This is a genomic window from Micromonospora sp. NPDC005367, assembly GCF_040606825.1.
GTDB lineage: Bacteria > Actinomycetota > Actinomycetes > Mycobacteriales > Micromonosporaceae > Micromonospora.
Genome location: NZ_JBEXFP010000025.1, coordinates 60,993 through 82,169 on the forward strand (window position 1 = coordinate 60,993; position 21,177 = coordinate 82,169).

Below are 21,177 nucleotides of genomic sequence, written 5' to 3' on the forward strand. Positions count from 1 at the left end.
CGTGGTCATCCTTCGCGTCCCCGGCCTCGGGCCAGTGCGAGGCGGGACGGCCTCGGCAGCTCCAGCGGCGTGACCCGGACCGGGGGTCGGGGTGGCGGCTCACCGTGCTGCAGCCGGTCGTGGTTAGGACGTCGTGGCGTGGGAACCGCGGGGTGGTGGCGGGGTCCGGGCAGCAGGCCGTGGTGCGGGTCGTTGTCGGGGGCGGGCGTACGGGCCGGCTCGGGCGGCCGTGGCCGGGGCGACACCACCTGGCAGGCGGCCAGCGCCGCGCCTACGGCGGCGGTCAGTTGCGGGTCCGGCTCGACCTCGACCGGCACCGGGAACATGGCGGTGAGCAGCTCGGCGACGAGCGGGATCCGGGTGGATCCGCCGGTCAGCAGGACGGCGTCCAGGTCGGTGGGACGCAGCCCGGCGGAGAGGACGGTGCGCAGCAGCAGGTCCACCGTGGCCTGCACCGCGGGCCGGATCATCTCCTCGAACTCCATCCGGGTCACCGGTACCCGGGCCGGGCCGCTCGGCAGGGTGAGCAGCACGTCGGTCTCGGCGCTCACGGTCAGTTCCCGCTTGGCCCGTTCGCACTCGGGCCGTAGGGCACGCAGGGTGGCGTACGTCTCCCGCCGGCCGGCGCCGGCGAGTTCCCGGGCCAGCACGGTCCGTACGTGCTCGGCGAGCGCCTCGTCGAAGTCGGCCCCGCCGATCCAGTCCAGCGGCTGCGGGAGGCCCAGGGTCTCGTACCGGCCGTGCGCGTTGCGCCGGACCAGCGCCGCCTCGAAGCTGTCCCCGCCGAGGGCGTACACCGCTGCGGTGCTGCCGCCGAACCCTCGGGCGGCGTGGCTCTCGGCGACGGTGATCGTGCGCGGCAGCAGTGTCACGTTGGTCAGTCCCAGCTCCCAGAGGGAGTTGCGCAGCAGTTCGCGGCGGTGCCGTCCCCACCCGGCGGGGTGGCTGAGCACCACCGCGTCGGCCGGCTCGCCCTCGCGGGCGAGGACCCGTTCCACCACCCAGGTCGCCAGTACGGCGGTGAGCAGCTGCGGTGGGCAGGCCTCTCCGGCCAGCAGCAGCGGCACGTCGTCACCGACCCGGTGCAGGAAGCCCCGGGCCGTCCGGCTGCCGTCGTCGGTGTCGGACTCACCGACCATCAGCGTCCCGTCGGCGCCGAGGTGTAGTACCGATGGCACGGTGGCGGCACCGCTGTCCAGCGTGACCACCTCGGGGCGGGTCCAGTTGGCGCCGCGCCGGCGGGCCAGGGTGGCCGAGGTGGTCGTGCTCCCGATGTCGATCCCCAGGACGTACGGCATGTGCTTTCTTCCTTCGCCGGAGTCGGCCGGCCGCATTCCGCGGGTTTCCCGCGGGGTGCACGGCCCACCCCCGGCAAATCCCCGTGGGCTCCTACGTTCGTACCAGACATGGCTGCGGCATCGGGCCCCTAAATCTGGCCGCCTCGGTTCCCCCAGTCCCCCTAACGGCCGATGGGACGGAGGCCCTAACCGGGCACCACGGATTGCGGGCCGTTCCCCGATGCCCGGTGCCGGACGGTGGTCATAGCGTCGCTGTCGACGAACGGCGGGAGACGACGCCCACATCCGAGGAGAACCGGCACATGGACCAGACCCTGCACGACTTCGTGCTCAACCTGCTCACCGACCCCGACGCCCGGTCGGCGTTCGACCTCGACCCGGAGGGAGCGCTGCGGGCCGCGGGCCTCACCGACATCACGGCCGCTGACGTGCAGGACGTGGTGCCGCTGGTGGTCGACTACGCGCCGGTGCAGGGGCTCGCTCCGGTCGCCCCGGTGATCGGCGAGCTCGGTGCCGAGCCGTTGGTCACCGACGCGACCGACGTGGTCGGTCAGTTGCAGACGGTGGCGCAGCAGCTCTCGGTCACCAGCAGCTACAACGGGGTGGACGTCAAGGCGGGCGTACTGGGCGCCATCGCGGTGGACCCGGCGTCGGTCGCCGCCGGGGTGACGGTGCTCCCCGGCATCGGCCTGGGCGTCGGTCCCGGCGGCATCGGCACCGACCTGACCGGGGTGCACGACGTCGCGCACACGCTGGACGCGGACGTGGTCGGCGTCGTGGACTCCGCCGCGGATCCGGTGGCCGGGGACGTGACCGGTACGGTCGGCAGCCCGGACTCGGTGCTCGACGCCACCGACCACGGACTGCTCGGTACCCCGGAGCACCTGCTCGGCGGCTCGGACGGTCTGCTGGGCGGGACTCTCTCCGGCGCCACGGGTCAGGTCGGCGGCCTCGTCGACTCGCTCGGCGTCAACGACACCCTGGGCGGGCTGGGCCTGCACGACGGCGGCAGCGGGATCGTTGCGCCGGTCGACGTGCCGGGCACGGTCGGCGGCGTGACGCACCAGGTGGATGGGCTTCTTTCCGGCGTCACCGGCACGGTGGGCAGCGTGACCGGTGGCGTCACCGACGGGGTGACCGGCGACGCCGGGGTCCACGGGGACGCATCCGCGTCTCACGGCGGCGGTCTGCTGGGCATCACCGACGGGCTGCTCTGACCTCCCTCGGTCGGAGCGGGAAGGCCGGGTCGCCGTTGGCGGCCCGGCCCTTTCCCCTTTTTAGGCGGCCCTCTTGATAATTGAGCCGAAATCCGCACACTTGGTGCGGTGATGGCGGGGATCTGGCTGGACGTGCTGGACGAGATCGCCCGTACGTGCCGCGAACACGGACGTGGCGATCTGCTGCAAGCGGTCCGGCAGAAGCGCGCGCAACTGCTCGACCCGACCCTGCGGGTACTGGTCATCGGGGAGCCCAACCAGGGCAAGAGTCAACTGATCAATGCGATCGTCAACGCGGCGGTCTGCCCGGTGGGCGACGGCCGCACCACGGTTCTGCCGACCGTCGTGCAGCACGCCGAGGTCGCCGCGGCGGTCGTGGTCCAGGCCGCGCCGGCGCCGCCCGGCCGGTCGCCGGGGACCACGCCGGCCAGCAATGTGGAGCGGACCCCGGTGCCGGTGGACCGGATTCCGGCGGGTGTCGCCGGCACGTGCGGCCGCCGGCCCGGCGGTGGTCCCGCGTACGTCGAGATCGGACTTCCGCGGGCGCTGCTCGCCGCCGGACTGGTCCTCGTGGACACCCCCGGCGCCGACGAGGTCGGTGCGCACGGCGGCACGGCACCGGTGGCCGCGCTGAACCGGGCCGACACCGTGCTGCTGGTCTCCGACTCGACCCGGGAGCTCTCGGTGGCCGAGTTGAACGTGCTGCTGCACGTCACCCGGTCGCATCCGAACGTGCTGGTCGTACAGAGCAAGACCGACCTGGTGCCGGACTGGCGGGCGGTGGCCGAACGCAACCAGCGGCAACTCGCCGAGGCCGGTGTGCCGGCGGCCCTGATCCCGGTCTCGGCGGCCCTGCGGCTGCGCGCGGCCGCCGCCGACGACCGCGCTCTCAACGCCGAGTCCGGCTTTCCCGCATTGATCGCCCGGCTGCACCGCGACCTGGCCGGTAAGGCCGACGTGCTGGCCCGGGCCACGGTGGGCCTGACCGCCCGGACGGTGGTCGAGCAGCTCGCCGCGCCACTGCGCGCCGAGCTGGAGAGCCAGCAGGCCGAGGAGCAGTCCGGACCGATGTCCCGGTTGCACGCGGCCCAACGTGAGGTCGAGGAGCTGCGCCGCTGTTCCGTACGGTGGCAGAACGCGCTCAACGACGAGATGGCCGACCTGCTGTCCGACATCGAGTACGACCTGCGCGACCGCACCCGCCAGATCCTGCGCGAGGTCGACGACGCGTTCGACACCGCCGATCCGCTGGTCGCCTGGGACACGTTCCAGGAGTGGTTGGCGCGCAACCTGACCGAGGCGGCCGAGGCCAACCACGAGTGGCTGGTCCAGCGCTGTGACTTCGTCGCCAGGCGGGTGGCCGGCCACTTCGCCCGGTACGGCTACGACGTGCTGCCGCCCTGGTCGATGACGGTGCCGGAGGACCTGGCCGACCGGATGCCGGAGTTCGAGCAGCCCAACATCGACCGCTTCACGGTCAGCCAGAAGGTGATCACGGGCATGAAGGGCTCGTACGGAGGCCTGCTGATGTTCGGTCTGGCGCTGACGCTGGCCGGCATGCCGATGATCAACCCGGTCTCGATCGGCGCGGGCGCGCTCTTCGGTGGCAAGAGCATCCGGGACGAGAGCAGGCAGCTGCTGCGCCGCCGCCAGGCCACGGTCAAGACGGCGGTCCAGCGCCACGTCGACGACTACTTCGTACGGGTGGTGAAGGACTGCCGGGACGCGACCCGCCAGGTGCAGCGGATGCTGCGGGACCACTTCGCCGCGTTGACCGACGAGCTGCAGGAGGCCATCGTCCAGTCACTGCGTACGGCCAAGCAGGCCGCCGACACCGACGCCGCCGTCCGCGACCAGCGGCAGCGCGAGATCAAGCTGAAGATGACCCGCCTCGCCGCGCTCTACGACCAGGCCCAGCAGCTGACCGCCGCCCGGCCGGCGGCGGTGCCGTTGGAGCCACGGGCATGACCGTCGGTCTGCGTCTGGACGAGGCGGTCTGGGGACTGCTGCACCAGGCCCTGGAGCTGTACCGGGACGATCCCCGGGCCACCGGACACCTGCGGCACCAGCTCGCCCGGCTGGAGCAGCCGCTGCACGTCGCGCTCGCCGGCCCGTGGCGCGCCGGCAAGTCGACCCTGCTCAACGCGATGATGGGTGAGGAGGTCGCGCCGGTGGTCGGGGCCGACGGCAGCGGCGTCTTCACCTGGTACGAGGACGGTCCGCAGCCACAGGCCACCGCGTACTCGGCCAACCACCCGCCGCAGGAGCTGGCGATGGTGAAGTCGGCGACCGGGATGCGGGTGGATCTCGTCGGCTGGCGGGCCGGCGAGTTGCGCGACATCGTGGTGCGCTGGCCCACCCGTGCGCTGCGGCAGGTGACTCTGCTCGACACGCCCGCGATCAGCGGCCCCGGGGAGCACGGCCGGTCGCCGGTGATGGACCGGGTGCTGCGGGACGCGGACGCGGTGCTCTACCTGACCCGGGACGGCCGGGGCACCGACCTGCGGGTGCTGGAGTCCGGCCGGGACAGCGTGGTCGGACAGGCCGCCCCGATCAACACGATCATGGTGCTCGCCCGGTCCGACGAGACCGGGGGCGGAAAGATCGACGCGCTGCTCACCGCCCGCCAGCTCGCCCGACGCCAGCAGCGGGATCCGCGGGTGAACGCGCTCAGCGTCACCGTCGTGGCGTGCAGCGGCCTGATCGGGCTGGCCGGACGGGTGCTCAGCGAGTCCGATTTCGCGGCGCTCGCCCAGCTCGCCACGGTGCCGAGGCCACAACTTGAGGGGTACCTGCTCTCCGCCGACCGCTTCCTCCGCAGCGAGCTGCCGGTGCCGTTGGACGCCGAGGTGCGGGCGGGGCTGCTGGACCGGCTCGGCCTGTTCGGGGTGCGGCTCGCCACCACCCTGGTGCGGACCGGCTGCGACAGCCGGGCGGCGCTCTCCGGTGAACTGATCCGCCGCAGCGGCCTCGCCGAGCTGCGCGAGTCGGTCAACCGGTTCTTCGTCGACCGCCGGGACACGCTCAAGTCCCGCTCGGCGCTGGCCGCCGTCGAGGCGCTGCTGCGGGCCGAGCCCGGGCGGGGCACCGCCGAGCTGCTCGCCAACGTGGAGCAGATCCTGGCCGGTGCCCACGAGTTTCGCGAGCTGCGCCTGCTCGCCGCGCTACGCGATACCCGGCTCGGGTTCGACGCCGAGGTCGCCGCGGAGGCGCGGCGGCTGGTCGGCGGTGACGGGGTCGGCCTGGCCGCCCGGCTCGGCGTCGAGCACGACGCGGGCGTGCGGCGGCTCTGGGAGGCCGCCGCCGAGGCCCAGTGGCGCTGGCGGGACCGTGCCGAGGACCCCTTGCTCCGGCTGGCCCAGCGGCGCGGGGCGCAGGTCGTCGTCCGCAGCTGCGAGGGGATGCTCGCCGAGCTGGCCGAGGGTGGGCGGTGAGCCGCGGCGCCGGAGCCGGCGCAGCCAGTGGATCGGGCGGACCCGCTCCAGCGGCAGGAAACTGGCCATCGCGGCCAGGTGCGGCGCGAACGAGATGGTGATGGTCGAGAACGTGACCACGTGGAACGAGTAGAAGAAGCCGGCCGTCCACAGCCGCCAACGGGCCGGCACCAGGAAGACCAGTGGGCTGGCCAGCTCGAAGGCGATGATGCCGAACTGGGCGACGATCAGCAGGTACGGCACCTGAGCGATCAGGTCCGCCAGGTCCGTACCGCGCCTGATGATCGCCCGGGCCAGTACCGAACCGGTCAGCCAGTCGAGGCCGCCGAAACGCAGCTTCGCCCAGGCCGCGAGGAAGTACGTGCAGACGACGGCGATCTGGGTGACCCGCAGCGCCCAACCGGCCGCTTCGGACCGGGTGGGGTCACCGTGCCGCGCCCGCCCGACGGTGGGAAGCACGGCGAGCGCGACGATCAGGCCGAACCGGTCGTGGTCGACCTTGCCGTAGCTCATCGCGATGATCATCCACTCGAGGTAGAGCGCGCAGACCGACCAGCCGAGCAGCCGGGGTGCGCGTCCGGTCGCCGCGAGCAGTGCGAGCCCCAGCAGGGTCCAGAAGATCACCGCGACCAGCGCGGGGGTGGGTGTCGGCAGGTGCGCCAGCCGGCCGACCAGCAGCGGCTGGTAGAGATCGCCGGGCACATCGACCCGGGTACGCACCCACGGCGTGAAGAACACCAGGTCGGCAGCGACGAAGAGGTAGATCAGGGTGCGGAAGGCGGCCACCCGGCCACGCGGCACCGGCTCGGTCAACCAGCGGGTCATGCGGGCACCTGCCAGCTGACCACCGTCTCGTCGGTGTACCGGCCGGTCGGGCGACCGTCCTGGATGCCGATCCAGCGGATCACGATCCGGACCTCGACCAGCGCGGGCGCCTCCGGGTGCCGTTCGGCGTACGCGTCGGCCACCTCGGCGAGCCGCGCCGGGTCGGCGACGTACCGGCTCTGCTGGCCCTCGATCTCGGCTCGGCGGATTCCGGTTGCGTCCTCGCCGAGACCCACCACCGCGCCGGTGCGGTCGACCCCCTCGACCCGGGTGTCCGGGGCGGGCGCGTTCGGTGGGTTGGACGTCGCGTACATCCGGAAGGGGCCGAACGGGAAGTGGTCGTCGGTGCCCCAGAGCGTGCCGGCCAGCAGGACGGCCAGGCCGAGCGCCGTGGCACCGACCCGGGCCGTCCGTCCCCGGTGGGTCAAGGTCTCCATCGGATCGTGACCCTACGGGAAGGAACGGTCGATACGGGTCCCTCCCACGGTCGAGGTCCCTCGACCGGTACGCCGATCGTCGGCACCCGGCGTCCGGTGCTCCGGCGGCCGCGGCCGGTACGCAGACGGCAGACGGCAGACGGCCGGGCCCCCGGCTGAGGGGCCCGGCCGTCGACCGTGATCTTCGGTGGCTCAGTGCTTGTGCTCGGCCAGCTGCCGGCGTACGTCGTCCATGTCGAGCGCCTCGACCTGCTCGATCAGGTTCTCCAGCGCCGACTCGGGCAGGGCGCCCGGCTGCGCGAAGACGATCACACCGTCCCGGATCGCCATGATGGTCGGGATGGACCGGATGTCGAACTTGGCGCCCAGCTCCTGCTGCGCCTCGGTGTCGACCTTGCCGAAGACGATGTTCTGGTGCTTCTCCGAGGAGCGCTCGTAGACGGGGGCGAACCGCTTACACGGGCCACACCAGTCGGCCCAGAAGTCGACGAGGACGATGCCGTCCTTGCCGGTCATCTCGTCAAAGTTCGCCGTGGTCAGCTCGACGGTTGCCATTGAAGTCTCCGATCAGCGCGCTATCCGTACGATCCGTAGAACCAGCGTTGACCGCATCGCATTCCCGCTTCTCGGCCGGCGAAACGGCGGGCGGCCGGATGTGTCCCCGTACGACAGGTTATCGACCTGCGTCTGTCAGTGTCCGTCCTGCGGATCGCAACTGCCACATGCATTTGCGTGACGAAGCGTGATGGGAGCGCTCCCGGAAGTGTCGGCACGATTGACCGGTGCGAATCGGTAAGTGGGGGCTTGACAAGGAGCTATCTCATGCACGGAGATCGCTCCCGGGAGGGTGGGCGAACACGAAGAGTGTTGTTACAAAAAGGTAAATGTGATCTGGCTCTCTGTTGCAACCGGACGGGCGTACGGCAGAATCTTCCGCATCAGAGCGTGGGCGGCGGGTGCCGGGGAGGGCCCCGCCGCTCATTGCGTCCCCCTCGGATGTGGCCCGTGTGACATTTCCGCCTGGCCCCCGTCTCGAGCAGCACCTTAGCGATCGATAAGGCATGCTGTGCCGAACTCCATCGCCGCCCGTCGAAGGGGACCAGGATGCAGTTCGGCCGTTACTACGAGGAGTTCGAGGTCGGCGCGGTCTACCGGCACTGGCCCGGCAAGACCGTCACCGAGTACGACGACCATCTGTTCTGCCTGCTCACCATGAACCACCACCCGCTCCACCTGGACGCCCACTACGCGGAGTCGGTGACCCAGTTCAAGCGCAACGTCGTGGTCGGCAACTACATCTACTCGCTGCTGCTGGGCATGTCCGTACCCGACGTCAGCGGCAAGGCGATCGCCAACCTGGAGGTCGAGTCGCTCCGGCACGTGGCACCGACCTTCCACGGCGACACCGTCTACGGCGAGACCACCGTGCTCGACAAGCGCGAGTCGGCCTCCAAGCCAGACCGGGGCGTGGTCTCGGTCGAGACGCGCGGTTACAAGCAGGACGCGACGCTGGTCTGCGTGTTCCGCCGCCGCGTGATGGTCCCCAAGCGGGAGTACGCCCTCCGCGACGTGCCCGAGGGCGTGGACCCGGAGCGACCGAGTTTCCCCGAGCCGCGCTGACCCGACCGAACAGCGCCGGTCCGCTCGCGTCCTGAGCTCGCGGGGAACCGCACAGCCGGCCCGGCGCGCAGCGTGGTCCCGCGGAGCTTCGGCCCCTTCCTCGTGTTCCGGTGAGGAAGGGGCCCTTTTCGCGATCCGGGGCATATGCTGACGCCGGAGGTTCCGCGATGAGCGAGCGCAGCGAGCGAACCGTCAGGCTCAGCGCGTCGGTGCCCCATGGCGCCGCGGAGCGAAGCGGAGCGGCGGCATGAGCCACCCCGCCGGCGGAGAGCCATCCTCGGTCGGCCACCGCGCCGCGCCGCTGACCACCGCCGTCTACTCCGCCGCCGAGTGGGATCTGCTCACCAGCCTGCCCGGCAGGGTCCTCGCGGCCGCCGCCGCGCCCGGCCCCGGCCGGCCGCGCCGCGGCGTGACCGAAGGGCTCGCCGGCCTGGAGGCGCTGACCGCCGGTCGTTCCTTCGACAGCGACCTCGTCCGTGCGGTGGTCAGCACGATCTACGCCCGGCCCGACGGTCAACCCGTGCCCGGCAACGGAAGCACCGACCTGGTCGACCTGCTCGCCGCGTGCCGGGCGGCGGTGCGAGTGCTCGACCGGCGGGCCGACCCCGCCGACTCGGCCGCGTACCGGCAGTGGGTGCAGTCGGTGGCCGCCCGGGTTTGCCGGGCGCTTCCACCCGGCCGGGTGCAGCCGGTCGGCGAGTCGCCGGCCGACCGGCGCCTCCTGGACCGCCTCGGCGACGCACTGGGCCTGCGCTGAACCGCCCACCCCGGCTCCGGGTGGGGGCACCGCATCGCCGTACCCTCTGGTGCTCGTGACCGGTGACCAGCTCGACGTCGGTGTGGGCCCCTGGACGGGTGACCCGCCGGAGGACCCGCGGTACGACCCGGAGCTGCTCGCCGCGGGGGACCGGCGCAACGTCGTCGACCGCTACCGCTACTGGCGCCGGGAGGCGATCGTGGCGGATCTGGACGAGCGCCGGCACGACTTCCACGTGGCGATCGAGAATTGGCAGCACGACTTCAACATCGGCACGGTGGTACGCAACGCCAACGCGTTCCTCGCCGCCGAGGTGCACATCGTGGGACGCCGGAGGTGGAACCGGCGCGGTGCGATGGTCACCGACCGCTACCAGCACGTCCGGCACCACGAGACGATCGAGGAGTTCGTGGCCTGGGCGGCCGGGCTGGACCTGGCGGTCGTCGGCATCGACAACCTGCCCGGCTCCCGTCCGCTGGAGACGGCCACGCTGCCCCGGCGCTGCGTGCTCCTCTTCGGTCAGGAGGGACCCGGCCTCTCCGAGCCGGCGCGCGTCGCCTGCACGCAGGTCTTCTCCATCGCGCAGTACGGCTCGACCCGATCGATCAACGCCGGGGTCGCGAGCGGCATCGCCATGCACGCCTGGATCAGGACACATGCCGGACCGCCCCCGGACTGACCCGTCCGCCGGGTGAGGGTTGCCGTCCCGGGTGTCGTGAGGGCGGCCGGACCGAGGCGCTCACCCGCCCGCACGTTGGTCGACCGGCTGCCCGGTATCCGCCACGCCCACGGACGAATGACAGATCCCGGCATGTCGCGGGGATCCTTGTCGCGATGGGACGGATACGGCCGCTCGGCTTGACGGCTCCGCCGCGTGGGGTGACGGTGGGAAGGTGAGCGTCGCGGTGAGTTGTCCACGTTGCGGTGGGCCTGTCCGGCCACCCGACCTCATGCACTCCGAATCACGGTGCGCGGGTTGCGGGCCGGTACCGCCGCTGCACGTGCCCGAGCACATCGGAGCCGAGATCGTCGCCAGCGTGGTGGAGCGGATCACCGCGGACGCCGATCCGCCCCGGGAATCGGCCACGCCGCTGTGGTGCCCGTGGCCGCTGCCAGCCGGTTGGACGATGACCGGCGTCGGGTACGCGGGAGACGACCGGACCGGCGTGCGGGCGACGGCGGTGGCCTGCGCGGGTCCGGCCCCGCTCGGCGGTGGCCCGGCGGACCTGCTCTTCATCGCCGAGGAGCCGGGGGTGGGGCTGGGCAACCGCTTCGCCGCCATGGTCGGACCGGATCCGGGACCGCAACTGGCGGAGGCGCTCAGCGAACCCGGGCCCGGGCATCCCGGACACGTCGGTCAGGCCCGGATCAAGGTTGCCGGGCACCCGACTCCACTGTGGTTGGTGAACTCGCCGGCGGATCGAAGCGCGTACGCCGGCGAAGCTCGGGGATTGTGGCTCCATGCGATAGCCTGGCCGGCGAGCGCGGGGCACCTGCTCGCGGAGGATGTCGTGCTGCACGACCTGACTGAGTGGACTCCACCCGAGCTCGTGTACGGCGCACCATCTCCATATCTGCACGGGAAGGCTTGACAACCCGACCCGGAATGACGGAGAACGGACGCAGATATTCACTGTACGACACCGCACTGATACTCTGGGTGCCGCTGCGGTAATGGGACCCGGCGCCGCGCGAGAGGATGGCCCGCCATGGTCAAGAAGGTCCTCACCTGGGCCGGTATCGCATTCTTGATCTTCTTTGTCGCCTACCGGCCGAACTCCGCGGCGGACGTGTTCAAGTCGCTTGGCGGCGGGATCATGGACATCGCCCAGGGCTTCGGCGACTTCTTCACCAGCCTGGTGGCCTGATCGCCGATGGGTAGCCCGCCCGGTCCGCCCTTCGACCCTGACGATCCCGATCGGGAGCGCCGGGAACGCGACACGGAGCCCATCCCCCGGGTCCCTCCGGAAGAGGGTCCCGGCTACGGCTCCGGCGCAGGTCTCTCGGATGGTCCGTCGTTCTCCGACGACGCCGGCTACGGCGACGGCCCCGGCTACGCGGGTGAAGGCCGGTCCGGCCGGGCCTGGATCCGCGATCCGGAGGGTGGCTACCAGCCTCCGCCGATCTCGGAGGACGAGCTGGCCGGGCTGCGCGCCGACGCGGCCGGCAACACCCCCCGGCGGGTGCTGCCGCTGGAGGACGAGCCCAGCTCGCTGGTCGCCCGCTACCTCTTCCCGACCGAGCGTTACCGGGGGGAGTGGAAGCGGCACTGGATCCACCTCGCCACGCCGATCCTCGTCGGCATCGCGGCCACGTTCGTGCTCGGCTACCTCTCCGGCTTCCTCGCCGGGCAGAACGTCGGCGCGCTCACCACCGTCGCGGTGCTGCTCTGGTTCGCCGTGATGGGCTGGGTGGCCTGGCGGGTCGCCGACTGGTGGTATGACCGTTTCATCCTCACGAACAAGCGCGTGATGGTGGTCAACGGGATCATCACCCGGCGAGTCGCCATGATGCCGCTGGTACGGGTCACCGACATGAAGTACGAGCAGACCCCGACCGGCCGCGCACTCAACTACGGCACCTTCGTGCTGGAGTCCGCGGGCCAGGAACAGGCGCTCCGGGAGATCAAGAATCTGCCCAACCCCAACGAGCTCTATCTACGTGTGGTCGAAGAGATGTACGAGCCGCAGGCGGTCGAAGCCCGGCTGGGCAAGGAGGCGGACGAGGCCAAGGCCGACGACGGCGCCTGACGGACTCCCCCGAAAGGTGGGATGAACTGCACACCTGTGGATCTCGACCCGAGCCTACCGCCCGTGGCAGCCTGGTTGGTTCGGGCTCTCAGGAGGTGTTCAGTGGCCGGCAGGGATCAGTCGGAGGAGGAGTTCCGCGAATTCGTCGCGGCTCGCTCCGCCGCTCTGCTGCGCACCGCGTACCTGCTCGCCGGCGACTGGGCCACCGCTGAGGACCTGCTCCAGACCGCGCTGACGAAGACCTACCTCGCCTGGCGGCGGCTCGGCGGGATCGAGGCGGTCGAGCCGTACGCTCGGCGCGTCCTGGTCAACACGTCGACCAGCTGGTGGCGGCGGCGCTGGCACGGTGAGCGCCCCACCGACGTGCTCCCGGAGCAGGCCGGTGCCGACGAGATCGAGCGGCAGCTGGACCGGGACCTGCTCTGGCGACACCTGCGTGCCCTGCCCACCCGGCAGCGTGCGGTTCTGGTGCTGCGGTTCTACGAGGACATGTCCGAGGCGCAGACCGCGGCCCTGCTCGGCATATCGGCCGGAACGGTCAAGAGCCAGACCTCGCGTGCCCTGGCCACGCTGCGCCGGCGGATGGGCGCCGAGGTCGCGCTCTCACTGCCGTCGGAGCAGGCCGCCGAGCCCGCCCGGCCGAGCCGCGCGCCTCGGTCGAGGACCACGCAGACCCGCCCTGAGCAGTCGGGGCCGATCGTGACCGCGGCCGGCCCGGTGGAGGAGTCCGCCGGCACCGCGGGCGTCGCCGCGTCTCCGGCGCCAGGAGAGATCGCGCCCCCGTTCGAGGACGGCGACCGACCAGCCGGTAAGCAGCGGCAACGCCTCACGCGACGCGACGACGCGAACTCGGAACCCGTCGTGGCCGTTCTCTCCGGCGTTCCGGTGCCGGCTGTCGCGGGGGAGCAGGGGTGAACCCGGTCGCCCGTGACAACCGGAGCGACCTCCCGACGCGTCCATTCCATGTGACGCAGGACGAGCTGGAGCGCGGGGTTCGGGAGAGCCTCGCCCAGCAGGTCGCCGCACCCCGGCCGCTCGCGGCGGACCCGGCCGGGGCGGCGATCCGCCGTGCCCGGCGGACGCAGCGGAAACGGACGATGACCGGGCTGGCCATGGCCGCCGTGGCGACCGTGGCGGTCAGCGCCGGGGTCGTTCAGCTCGGCGATGTGACCCGCCGACCGGCCCAGCCCCCCACGGTCGTGCTCGGTGATCCGTCCAACCAGGCCCGGCCCGAGCCACTGCCCTCGGATGCCGGGACCGTCGACGGGCCATCGGCCGACCCCGACGCGAAAGCCGACGTGCTCGTCGGTGGCGCGATCCTCAGCGTCGGCGGCAAGCGGGTGGCGCTCGCCGGAATCGGTCCGGCGGAGCGGGCCCAGTGGTTGCCGGAGAACGCCGGGTGGCTGGTGATCGGTGCCCCGTCCCCGGCCGGCCGGACGCTCTGGGCCGTCTCCCGTGACGGCACATCGAGGGTGCTGCTGGACGGCGCGGAAACGATCACGATCGCCCCGAACGGCCGGCAGGTCGCCTGGCGGGACGGCGGCGAGATCGCAACCGCCGGCCTGGTCCGCAGCGAACTCATCGCGCCGGTACGCACACCCGCGCCCGCCACCGCCGCACCTGTGGGTTTCGTCGGGGACTCCGTCCTCGTGCGGCTCGACCCGGCCCGCCCCGGGCACGTGCTCTGGAGCCCGGCCGCGGCCCCGCTCCAGGCCGCATCCGACAAGAACACGCTCAACGTCTACGGCGCCCTGCCCGACGGCCGACTCGTCGGCCAGGTCCTCGACAAGGTCTCCGGCCGTCCCTGTCTGGCCCTGCTCGACCCGTCCCGATCGCTGGCCCCGCTCCAGACGGCCTGCGATCCGGCGTTCATCCTGGACGGGCTCGGCGCCGTCTCCCCGGACGGGCGGTGGCTGCTGGCGAACGGGCAGGCCGACGGGAAGGCCGGTGCCCTCCTGGTCGACCTGACCCGGATGGGCGTCGCCCGTCCATCCGGGCCGGACGAGCCCCTGACGGCCCTGCCCGCCGGGCCGCCGTTGACCGGCGCGGTGGCCTGGAACCAGGTCGACGAAGCCTCCTACATCGACGACTCGGGCAGGTTGGTGCGGCTCACGGCGGAGCGGGTGCGGGCCGGCTCGGCCGGTGTTCCCGCTGCGGTACCGGGTGCCGATGCCTCGAACCGCCCGGTGGTCGTGACCGGCTCCGTCGGAGGTACGTGAGGCGCTCGTGCTCGGGTCTGCGCGTAGCCGCGGCGGCGGTCCTGCCGGTCGGGCGGGACGGTAGCGTCGGGCGATGATCTCCGACAGCGGCCCGGCCCGCCGGATCGACCTGCACGCCCACTCGACGGCCAGCGACGGCACGCTGAGCCCCGCCGAGCTGGTACGGGCCGCCGCCGAAGCCGGGCTCGACGTGGTGGCCATCACCGACCACGACACCACCGCCGGCTGGGCACCGGCGCTGGCCGCCCTGCCGGCCGGGCTGAGTCTGGTACGCGGCGCCGAACTCTCCTGCCGCTGGTCCGGCGCGGACCCGCCGGTGCCGCTGCACCTGCTCGCGTACCTCTTCGATCCGGGTCATGCCGAGTTGGTCGCCGAGCTGGCCCGGGTACGCGCCGCGCGGGAGGCACGCGGCGAGCGGATCGTGGACCTGCTGCGGGCCGACGGGATCGACGTCGACTGGGCGGAGATCCTGACCGCCGCGGCCGGCGGCGCCGTCGGGCGGCCGCACATCGCCCAGGCCCTGATCAGGGCCGGTCTGGTGGGCACCACGAGTGAGGCGTTCGGCCCGGACTGGCTGGGCGAGCGCTACCGGCTGCCCAAGGAGGACATCGACGTCTTCCACGCCGTCCGGCTGGTCCGGGCGTCCGGCGGTGTCCCGGTCTTCGCCCACCCACGCGCCAGCCGCCGGGGCCGGGTGGTGCCGGACGAGCTGATCGCCCAGCTGGCCGCCGCCGGCCTCGCCGGGTTGGAGGTCGACCACGAGGACCACTCACCGGAGGAACGGGCGCACGTCCGCGCCGTCGCCGCCGAACTCGGGCTGCTGGTCACCGGCTCCTCCGACTTCCACGGCACGCACAAGACGGTCCGGCTCGGGGCGTTCACCACCGCCCCCGAGGCGTACGAGCGGCTCGTCGCGGAGGCCGGCGGAGTGACCGGGGTCGCTTCCGGCTGATCCGCGTTTCGGCCCGTAGCGGCGCGGCTACCTTGATCAGGTGGATCTGAAGCTTCTCGGTGAGGTCTTCGTGACCTTGCTGGTGATCACCGACCCGCCGGGCATGATGCCGATCTTCGTCGCGCTGACCGGTCCGCTCCCGGCCCGGGACCGGAACCGCGCGGCCTGGCAGGCGGTCGCGTTGGCGCTCGGTGTGATCGTGGTCTTCGCCGTGGCCGGACAGACACTCCTCGACTACCTGCACGTCGACCTGCCGGCGCTCCAGGCGGCCGGGGGGTTGCTGCTGGTGCTGGTCGCGTTGGAGCTGCTGACGGGCAAGGGCGACGAGCCGAGCGGCCAGTCCACCTCGAACATCGCCCTGGTGCCGCTCGGTACGCCGCTGCTCGCCGGCCCCGGCGCGATCGTGGCGACCATGCTCTTCGTCCAACAGGCGGAGGGCCTGAGCGACTACACCGCCATCGCGGCCGGCATCATCTCCGTGATGATCGCCGTCTGGATCGTCCTGCGCTTCTCCGGCGGGATCGTCAAGATCCTTCGGCCCGGCGGGATCGAGGTGCTCACCCGGATCGCGGGCCTGCTGCTGGCTGCCATCGCGGTGCAGCTCATCGCCGACGCGGTCGCCGCGTTCGTGCGGCACTTCGCGAACACGGTCTGAGCGGGCTGCCGGACTGTCGTACGCCGATGGCAGGATCTCGAGTGTGCGACGACCCTCTTCAGCAGGCCGACCGTCCTCCACCGGTGGCCGCGCGCCCCGCCCCCGAGCAAAGCAGGCCGAGCAGCTCGGTTTCGAGGGAATGCCCGAGCGGCTCTTCGTTTGCACGCCGAGCAAACTGGGTGCCTATGTCGATTGCCCCCGCCGCTACCGCTACGCCTACGTCGACCGTCCCGCCCCGCCGAAGGGGCCTCCGTGGGCGCACAACTCCCTCGGTGCGAGCGTGCACACCGCGCTGCGCAACTGGTACGCGCTGGCACCCGAGCGGCGTCGTCCGGAGGCGCTGGCCGGGCTGTTGCGGGGCACCTGGGTGCGCGAGGGCTACCGCGACGAGGAGCAGGAACGGGCGGCCTACCGGCGAGCGCTGAGCTGGCTGGAGGCGTACGTCGAGACGCTGGAGCCGGATGTCGATCCGCTCGGCGTCGAGCGGGTGGTGGCGGTCAAGACGGCGGTGCTGGCCTTCAACGGCCGGGCCGACCGGATCGACTCCCGCCCCGGCCCCGACGGCCCTGAACTGGTCATCGTCGACTACAAGACCGGCCGCACCGGGCTCGACGCCGACGACGCCCGAGGCTCGCAGGCGTTGGCGCTCTACGCGTACGCGGCCGAGCGGACGTTCCGCCGGCCGTGTCGCCGGGTCGAGCTGCACCACCTGCCGACCGGCACGGTCGCCGGGCACGATCACACCGTCGAGTCGCTGGCTCGGCAGCTGAGCCGGGCGGAAGAGACCGCCCGCGACATCATGGCCGCCGAGAAGGCGATCGCCGGCGGTGCGGATCCGGACGAAGCCTTCCCCGCGGACCCGAGCCCCCGATGCGGTTGGTGCGACTACCGGCGCAGCTGCCCGGCCGGCAGCCAGACGCCGGGCAAGGACCCCTGGGCCGCGGTCGAACGCCCGGCCGAGGGGGCGCCCGCAAAGGAGTGACGCCGGTGGTCCCGGTTCCGCTCGCGGTCCGAACCCTGCGGGTGCGTGACCGGTCAGGGCGTCGGTGACGTGCCGACCGAGCGGGCCGCCCGCTCCCGGGCCGCCTGTTGCAGCGGGCCCTCCAGCCAGCGTTGCGGCAGCGCGGCGAGCGCGAGGCGGAGCCCCCGCACGGTCGCGTCCGCGGACAGGGCGGTGGTGGGCAGCCCCAGACCGCCGTACATCCGGCGGGCCCAGGCGGGCAGCAGGGCGAGGGCGGTGCCGGCGACGCCGAAGTACGCCCACCTCGGCGGTCCGAGGGTCAGGCCCAGCCGGACCGGCAGGCTCAGCTTCCACGGCACCGGCGGCGCGGTGAGGAAGAGGGCGGTCTCGGCGGCCTCCCGGGTCATCCGAAGCTCCGGCCGGACGGTCCGGTAGTAGTCGGCGACCTCCTCGGCGCTGCCGGGGACGGTGGCCGGATCCAAACCGACCAGCGCGGCCGTCCGGCGCTGCTCGGTGTAGTAGCCGTCGACCTCGGCGGGTGTCAGCGGCACCCCGGCCCGACGCGCGGTGTCGAGGAACGACTCCACCTCGGCCACATGCACCCACCGCAACAGGTCCGGCTCGTCGACCCGGAAGCGCTCGCCGGTCAGCGGGTCGGTCGCGTGCAACCGCTCGTGCAGCCGGCGCAGCCGGCGGCCCGCCGCATCGGCCTCAGCCGTCGTGCCGTACACGGTGGTCGCGACGTAGGTGGCGGTGCGCACCAGGCGACCCCACGCGTCGGTGCGGTAGTCGCTGTTCTGCGCCACTCCGGCCATCGCCCTCGGGTGCAGCGCCTGGAGGTAGAGCGAGCGGAGACCGGCGACGAGCAGGACCGGCTCCGCGTGCACCTTCCAGGTGACCGATCCGGGACCGAACAGGCCGAGGTCATCGGAGTCCACCGACCAAGCGTGCCACGCCGGGGCAGCGATACGTCACTCCTCAGAGTTGCGGCGGGCCTGACAGGCCGGGCAGAGCCCCCAGAAGGTCACTTCCGCTTCGTCGACCTCGAAGCCGTGCGCGGGGTTCGGGTCGAGGCAGGGAGCGCTGCCGACCGCACAGTCGATGTCGGCGATCACGCCGCAGCCCCGACAGACCACGTGGTGGTGGTTGTCGCCGACCCGGGCCTCGTACCGGCCGGGGCTGCCGGCCGGCTCGATGCGGCGGGACAGACCGGCCCGAGTGAGAGCGCCCAAGACGTCGTACACGGCCTGGGTCGAGACCGAGTCGAGGCGTTCCCGCACCCGGCGGGTGATCTCGTCGACCTCGAGGTGACCGCCGCCGGAGAGTACGTCGAGCACGGCGAGGCGAGGCCGGGTGACCCGCAGCCCCTTCGACCGGAGCAACTCCTCACCATGCGACATCTGCCCATGACAACACGCGCCACCGCCGTCGACAACAGCTGCACCGATGACCGGCGGAACCGGGTTCGGTCGGGCATTCGGTGAACCGGATCCGCGGTGGCTGCGTGTAAGCGATCGAGAAGTCTGGCCCGCGACGACTCGTACGCTTGGCAGTCCGCGACCGTGATGCCTTCCGGAGGTACCGATGTTCGAGCAGATTCTGGGCCTTCCGGTCCATGTCCTGGTTGTGCACGCGGTCGTCGTGTTCGTGCCGTTGCTGGCGCTGCTCGCCGTGGCGTACGTCGTGCTGCCCCGCTGGCGACGCCGGCTGGACTGGGCCGTCGCGATCCTCGCGGTGCTCGCCCCGGTCACCGCGTTCTTCGCGGTCGAGTCGGGTGAGGCGTTGGACGACGCACTGGTCGCGCGGGGCTTCCAGGGGCCGATCCTCGACCAGATCGCCGATCACTCCGGCTACGGCGAAGTCCTGTTCCGGATCGTCGTGGCGCTCGGCATAGTGGTGCTCCTGCTGCTGGTGTCGACCAGCGGTCACCGGCGGGTGCCGAAGCTGCCCGCGCTGATCACCCCGGTGCTGTCGGTAGCGGTGGTCGGGCTGTCGGTCGCCGCCCTGATCTACGTCTGGCTGACCGGGCACTCCGGCGCCGAGACCGTCTGGGGCACCACACTCTGACACCGAGCTGGGCCGCCCGACGGATCGGCGGTCGCTGCCCGGGTGGCCTCGCCCGGCCGGTTCAGAAGACGATCCGGGAGCAGAGCAGGCAGACCAGGATCAACAGCACCGCGCCGGCCACCGCGCCGATCGAGTAGGTGACCCGCCGGGCACGCTGTTCGGCCATGTCCAGCGCGGCCATGTCCTGCGGGGGCAGAGACCGCGGTGCGGCCGGTTGCAGGTGTACGGGGGGACGCCAGCCCGCGGGCGGCGGCGTACTCGGGGGCGGGCCGGTGTAACCGCCGAAGGTCGTGCCGCCGGGCCCCACGCCCGCGCCGGGTGACGCGTGCTCGCCGGTGATCGACGCCGTCGCCCGGTCCGGTAGGCCTTCGCCGCCGGGCGGGGGGCGCCGCCAGAAGTCGTCCGGGGGGCTGCCGCCGATGGGGGTCGTCACGCCGTCCGACGCTACCAACGCATGCCGTGCTCGGCCGGAGGACGCCACCGAGCGGCCGGACAGATCGGTCGCCCCGAGTGCGTGTCCGGCGCGGGCGCGCGTGTTCGCGGTTCAGGACGCGGCAGCGGCCGTTGATCGACCCGAGATCAGTGACGTCGGGTCCCGCCGCGACGACACCACGACTTCCGGGGATGACCGAGTCGATCAGGCCGGGACCGGCGAACGGGGCGCACGGCCGGGGTTGCGTTACCCTTACGGCTCGTGAGCACCGAGGACCCGGGTTTCCGCCGCGACGACGATCGCACCGTCGAGTTGAGCGACGAATTCGTGGTGCTGCCCGAGCAGACGAGCGACGACACCGACCGTGGCTGGGGTGAGCATGCCTCCGGCAACGACGACTGGCTGCTCGCCGAGCGGCCTCCGCACTGGGGCTGATCTCCTCCTGCATCGCGCCGCGCGGATCTCGTCGCGCGGCTCGGTCGCGTGCCGGTTGCTCCGCCGGCCGGGTGGGCTCATCCGCGTACCACGACGGCGAACCGGCTGCCCTCCGGTTGCCCGACGGTCCGCTGCGCCTGGCCGGGGCTGAGGGCGAGGTAGAGCGCGCCGGAGCCGTCCATCGCGCCCGCCCCCATCACGTCGAGCACGAGCGCGCTGCTCGCGAGCAGGCTGGCCTCGCCGATTCGGCCCCCCGCCGGTGCGGCGAGGAGGTCGACGCGGGCGCCGGGGCGTACCACCGCGAGGGCGGCCGGCTCGGCCAACCGGACCGGTACGCCCACGCTGCCGGCCGGGAGCGGCAACCGTTCGCCGGGCCGGTGCGGGTCGGTGGTCGCCGTGATCGGGCCCCGCTCAGCCGGGGTGGGGATGGCCGCCGTGGACGGGACGCCGCCGGTCGCCGGTCCGGGTCGAGCAGCCGGCGTGGCCGGGACGGAGGCCTGCGGGCATCCGGGCGGTGTGTGCAGTACGACTGCCGCCAGGCCGAGCAGCCCGGCGACCAACGCGGCGCGGAGCAGTGTGCCGCGGCGCGGCAGGCGCGGTCGGCGTACCGGGCGTAGTGCGGCCGCCGTGCCGGTGTCCGCCATCCCGCCTCCGCCCCTCATCGGGGACCGACGCGGTCCCCCTGGGCAGCGAGGTTAGGAGCGGACTGCCGGCGGTGCCCGCCGTCGACCACAGCCTGTGGACAACGGAGTGGCCTGTGGATAACTCCCGTGGGAGGCGTGGATTTGTTAACGGCCGCTCGGTTCGCGGCCCGGATCAGACCGGCCGGAGGGCGGCTACGAGCGCGCCGGTACGCCCCCGATCAGGGGTGTACCGGCGCGTTGAGGTCGCTGGACGCCGACCCGGTCAGGACGAGGTGCTGCTGCCGCTCGCGGCCGGCGCCTTGCTTGACGAGGACGAACCGTTCGAGGACGAACCGTTCGCGGACGAGCCGCTCGAACCGGACGAGGTGGTCGAGCTCGACGTGCTGGAGGACGAGTCGGACTTCGTCGACTTGCCGCTGTCCGACGAGGCCGACACGGTGTCGGAGCCGGAAGAGCGCGAGTCGGTGCGGTAG

General features: G+C 72.5%; 24 protein-coding genes. 16 read left to right on the forward strand and 8 right to left on the reverse strand.

The genetic code is table 11. The annotated features are described in order from the left end of the window. Positions 1-5 precede the first annotated feature (5 nt). Positions 6-1,298, reverse strand: coding sequence for an Hsp70 family protein (locus tag ABZS42_RS18865; protein WP_355146889.1), 1,293 nt, complete (start codon positions 1,296-1,298; stop codon positions 6-8). Between the two features lie 302 nt (positions 1,299-1,600). Here ABZS42_RS18865 and ABZS42_RS18870 point away from each other — a divergent pair, with 302 nt between their 5' ends. Together ABZS42_RS18870 and ABZS42_RS18875 are read left to right on the forward strand one after the other, a co-directional pair. After that, positions 1,601-2,515, forward strand: a complete 915-nt coding sequence (locus tag ABZS42_RS18870; protein WP_355146891.1) for an IniB N-terminal domain-containing protein — start codon at positions 1,601-1,603, stop codon at positions 2,513-2,515. A 111-nt stretch (positions 2,516-2,626) separates the two neighbouring features. Beyond that, on the forward strand, positions 2,627-4,483 hold the full coding sequence (locus ABZS42_RS18875) for a dynamin family protein (RefSeq protein ID WP_355146893.1): 1,857 nt from the start codon (positions 2,627-2,629) through the stop codon (positions 4,481-4,483). Positions 4,484-5,679: 1,196 nt separating this feature from the next. Here ABZS42_RS18875 and ABZS42_RS18880 read toward each other — a convergent pair. The 3 genes from ABZS42_RS18880 to trxA form a co-directional block, all read right to left on the reverse strand. Further along, positions 5,680-6,774, reverse strand: coding sequence for an HTTM domain-containing protein (locus ABZS42_RS18880; protein ID WP_355146895.1), 1,095 nt, complete (start codon positions 6,772-6,774; stop codon positions 5,680-5,682). Next, entirely contained in the window at positions 6,771-7,211 is a 441-nt protein-coding gene (locus tag ABZS42_RS18885; protein ID WP_355146897.1) for a hypothetical protein, read from the reverse strand. Before ABZS42_RS18885 ends, ABZS42_RS18880 begins: the two co-directional genes overlap by 4 nt. 192 nt (positions 7,212-7,403) lie before the next feature. Continuing rightward, positions 7,404-7,766, reverse strand: a complete 363-nt coding sequence (trxA, locus tag ABZS42_RS18890; protein WP_355146899.1) for a thioredoxin — start codon at positions 7,764-7,766, stop codon at positions 7,404-7,406. A gap of 549 nt (positions 7,767-8,315) precedes the next feature. Between trxA and ABZS42_RS18895 the strand changes: the two genes are divergently transcribed. From ABZS42_RS18895 to ABZS42_RS18945, 11 genes are all read left to right on the forward strand, one after another. Then, positions 8,316-8,831, forward strand: a complete 516-nt coding sequence (locus ABZS42_RS18895) for a MaoC family dehydratase (protein ID WP_355146901.1) — start codon at positions 8,316-8,318, stop codon at positions 8,829-8,831. A gap of 247 nt (positions 8,832-9,078) precedes the next feature. Then, on the forward strand, positions 9,079-9,588 hold the full coding sequence (locus ABZS42_RS18900) for a hypothetical protein (protein ID WP_355146903.1): 510 nt from the start codon (positions 9,079-9,081) through the stop codon (positions 9,586-9,588). Positions 9,589-9,643: 55 nt separating this feature from the next. Beyond that, positions 9,644-10,267, forward strand: a complete 624-nt coding sequence (locus ABZS42_RS18905) for an RNA methyltransferase (protein ID WP_355146905.1) — start codon at positions 9,644-9,646, stop codon at positions 10,265-10,267. A 226-nt stretch (positions 10,268-10,493) separates the two neighbouring features. Further along, the gene (locus tag ABZS42_RS18910) at positions 10,494-11,180 is read left to right on the forward strand and encodes a DUF6758 family protein (RefSeq protein WP_355146907.1); all 687 of its coding nucleotides are present in this window, start codon (positions 10,494-10,496) and stop codon (positions 11,178-11,180) included. Between the two features lie 117 nt (positions 11,181-11,297). After that, on the forward strand, positions 11,298-11,456 hold the full coding sequence (locus ABZS42_RS18915) for a hypothetical protein (RefSeq protein WP_007455302.1): 159 nt from the start codon (positions 11,298-11,300) through the stop codon (positions 11,454-11,456). Between the two features lie 6 nt (positions 11,457-11,462). Further along, positions 11,463-12,338, forward strand: a complete 876-nt coding sequence (locus ABZS42_RS18920) for a PH domain-containing protein (protein WP_076470617.1) — start codon at positions 11,463-11,465, stop codon at positions 12,336-12,338. A 102-nt stretch (positions 12,339-12,440) separates the two neighbouring features. Next, the gene (locus ABZS42_RS18925) at positions 12,441-13,253 is read left to right on the forward strand and encodes a SigE family RNA polymerase sigma factor (protein WP_355146909.1); all 813 of its coding nucleotides are present in this window, start codon (positions 12,441-12,443) and stop codon (positions 13,251-13,253) included. Beyond that, positions 13,250-14,557, forward strand: a complete 1,308-nt coding sequence (locus ABZS42_RS18930) for a hypothetical protein (protein ID WP_355146911.1) — start codon at positions 13,250-13,252, stop codon at positions 14,555-14,557. Before ABZS42_RS18925 ends, ABZS42_RS18930 begins: the two co-directional genes overlap by 4 nt. Before the next feature lie 73 nt (positions 14,558-14,630). Then, positions 14,631-15,509, forward strand: coding sequence for a PHP domain-containing protein (locus ABZS42_RS18935; protein WP_355146913.1), 879 nt, complete (start codon positions 14,631-14,633; stop codon positions 15,507-15,509). Positions 15,510-15,549: 40 nt separating this feature from the next. Further along, positions 15,550-16,164, forward strand: coding sequence for a MarC family protein (locus ABZS42_RS18940; RefSeq protein ID WP_355146915.1), 615 nt, complete (start codon positions 15,550-15,552; stop codon positions 16,162-16,164). Between the two features lie 43 nt (positions 16,165-16,207). Continuing rightward, entirely contained in the window at positions 16,208-17,146 is a 939-nt protein-coding gene (locus tag ABZS42_RS18945) for a PD-(D/E)XK nuclease family protein (protein WP_355146917.1), read from the forward strand. 53 nt (positions 17,147-17,199) lie between these two features. Here the strand turns inward: ABZS42_RS18945 and ABZS42_RS18950 are convergent, their stop codons facing one another. Together ABZS42_RS18950 and ABZS42_RS18955 are read right to left on the reverse strand one after the other, a co-directional pair. Continuing rightward, positions 17,200-18,063, reverse strand: coding sequence for an oxygenase MpaB family protein (locus tag ABZS42_RS18950; RefSeq protein WP_355146919.1), 864 nt, complete (start codon positions 18,061-18,063; stop codon positions 17,200-17,202). Between the two features lie 33 nt (positions 18,064-18,096). Next, positions 18,097-18,525 (reverse strand): Fur family transcriptional regulator, encoded by a 429-nt coding sequence (locus ABZS42_RS18955; RefSeq protein ID WP_355146921.1) that lies wholly within the window; start codon positions 18,523-18,525, stop codon positions 18,097-18,099. 184 nt (positions 18,526-18,709) lie between these two features. On the opposite strand from ABZS42_RS18955, the gene ABZS42_RS18960 reads away from it, so the two are divergent. Then, positions 18,710-19,192 carry a hypothetical protein gene (locus ABZS42_RS18960; protein WP_355146923.1) on the forward strand — a complete coding sequence of 161 codons (483 nt, stop codon included), beginning with the start codon at positions 18,710-18,712 and terminating at the stop codon, positions 19,190-19,192. Between the two features lie 61 nt (positions 19,193-19,253). On the opposite strand, the gene ABZS42_RS18965 is transcribed toward ABZS42_RS18960, so the two are convergent. After that, positions 19,254-19,625: a hypothetical protein gene (locus tag ABZS42_RS18965; RefSeq protein ID WP_355146925.1), complete on the reverse strand. Its 372-nt coding sequence runs from the start codon at positions 19,623-19,625 to the stop codon at positions 19,254-19,256. A 261-nt stretch (positions 19,626-19,886) separates the two neighbouring features. Between ABZS42_RS18965 and ABZS42_RS18970 the strand changes: the two genes are divergently transcribed. Continuing rightward, the gene (locus ABZS42_RS18970) at positions 19,887-20,060 is read left to right on the forward strand and encodes a hypothetical protein (protein WP_355146927.1); all 174 of its coding nucleotides are present in this window, start codon (positions 19,887-19,889) and stop codon (positions 20,058-20,060) included. 77 nt (positions 20,061-20,137) lie between these two features. Here the strand turns inward: ABZS42_RS18970 and ABZS42_RS18975 are convergent, their stop codons facing one another. After that, a complete protein-coding gene (locus ABZS42_RS18975; RefSeq protein WP_355146929.1) occupies positions 20,138-20,704 on the reverse strand; it encodes a flagellar biosynthesis protein FlgA in 567 nt (188 codons plus the stop codon). Between the two features lie 272 nt (positions 20,705-20,976). Here ABZS42_RS18975 and ABZS42_RS18980 point away from each other — a divergent pair, with 272 nt between their 5' ends. Then, entirely contained in the window at positions 20,977-21,177 is a 201-nt protein-coding gene (locus ABZS42_RS18980) for a hypothetical protein (protein WP_355146951.1), read from the forward strand.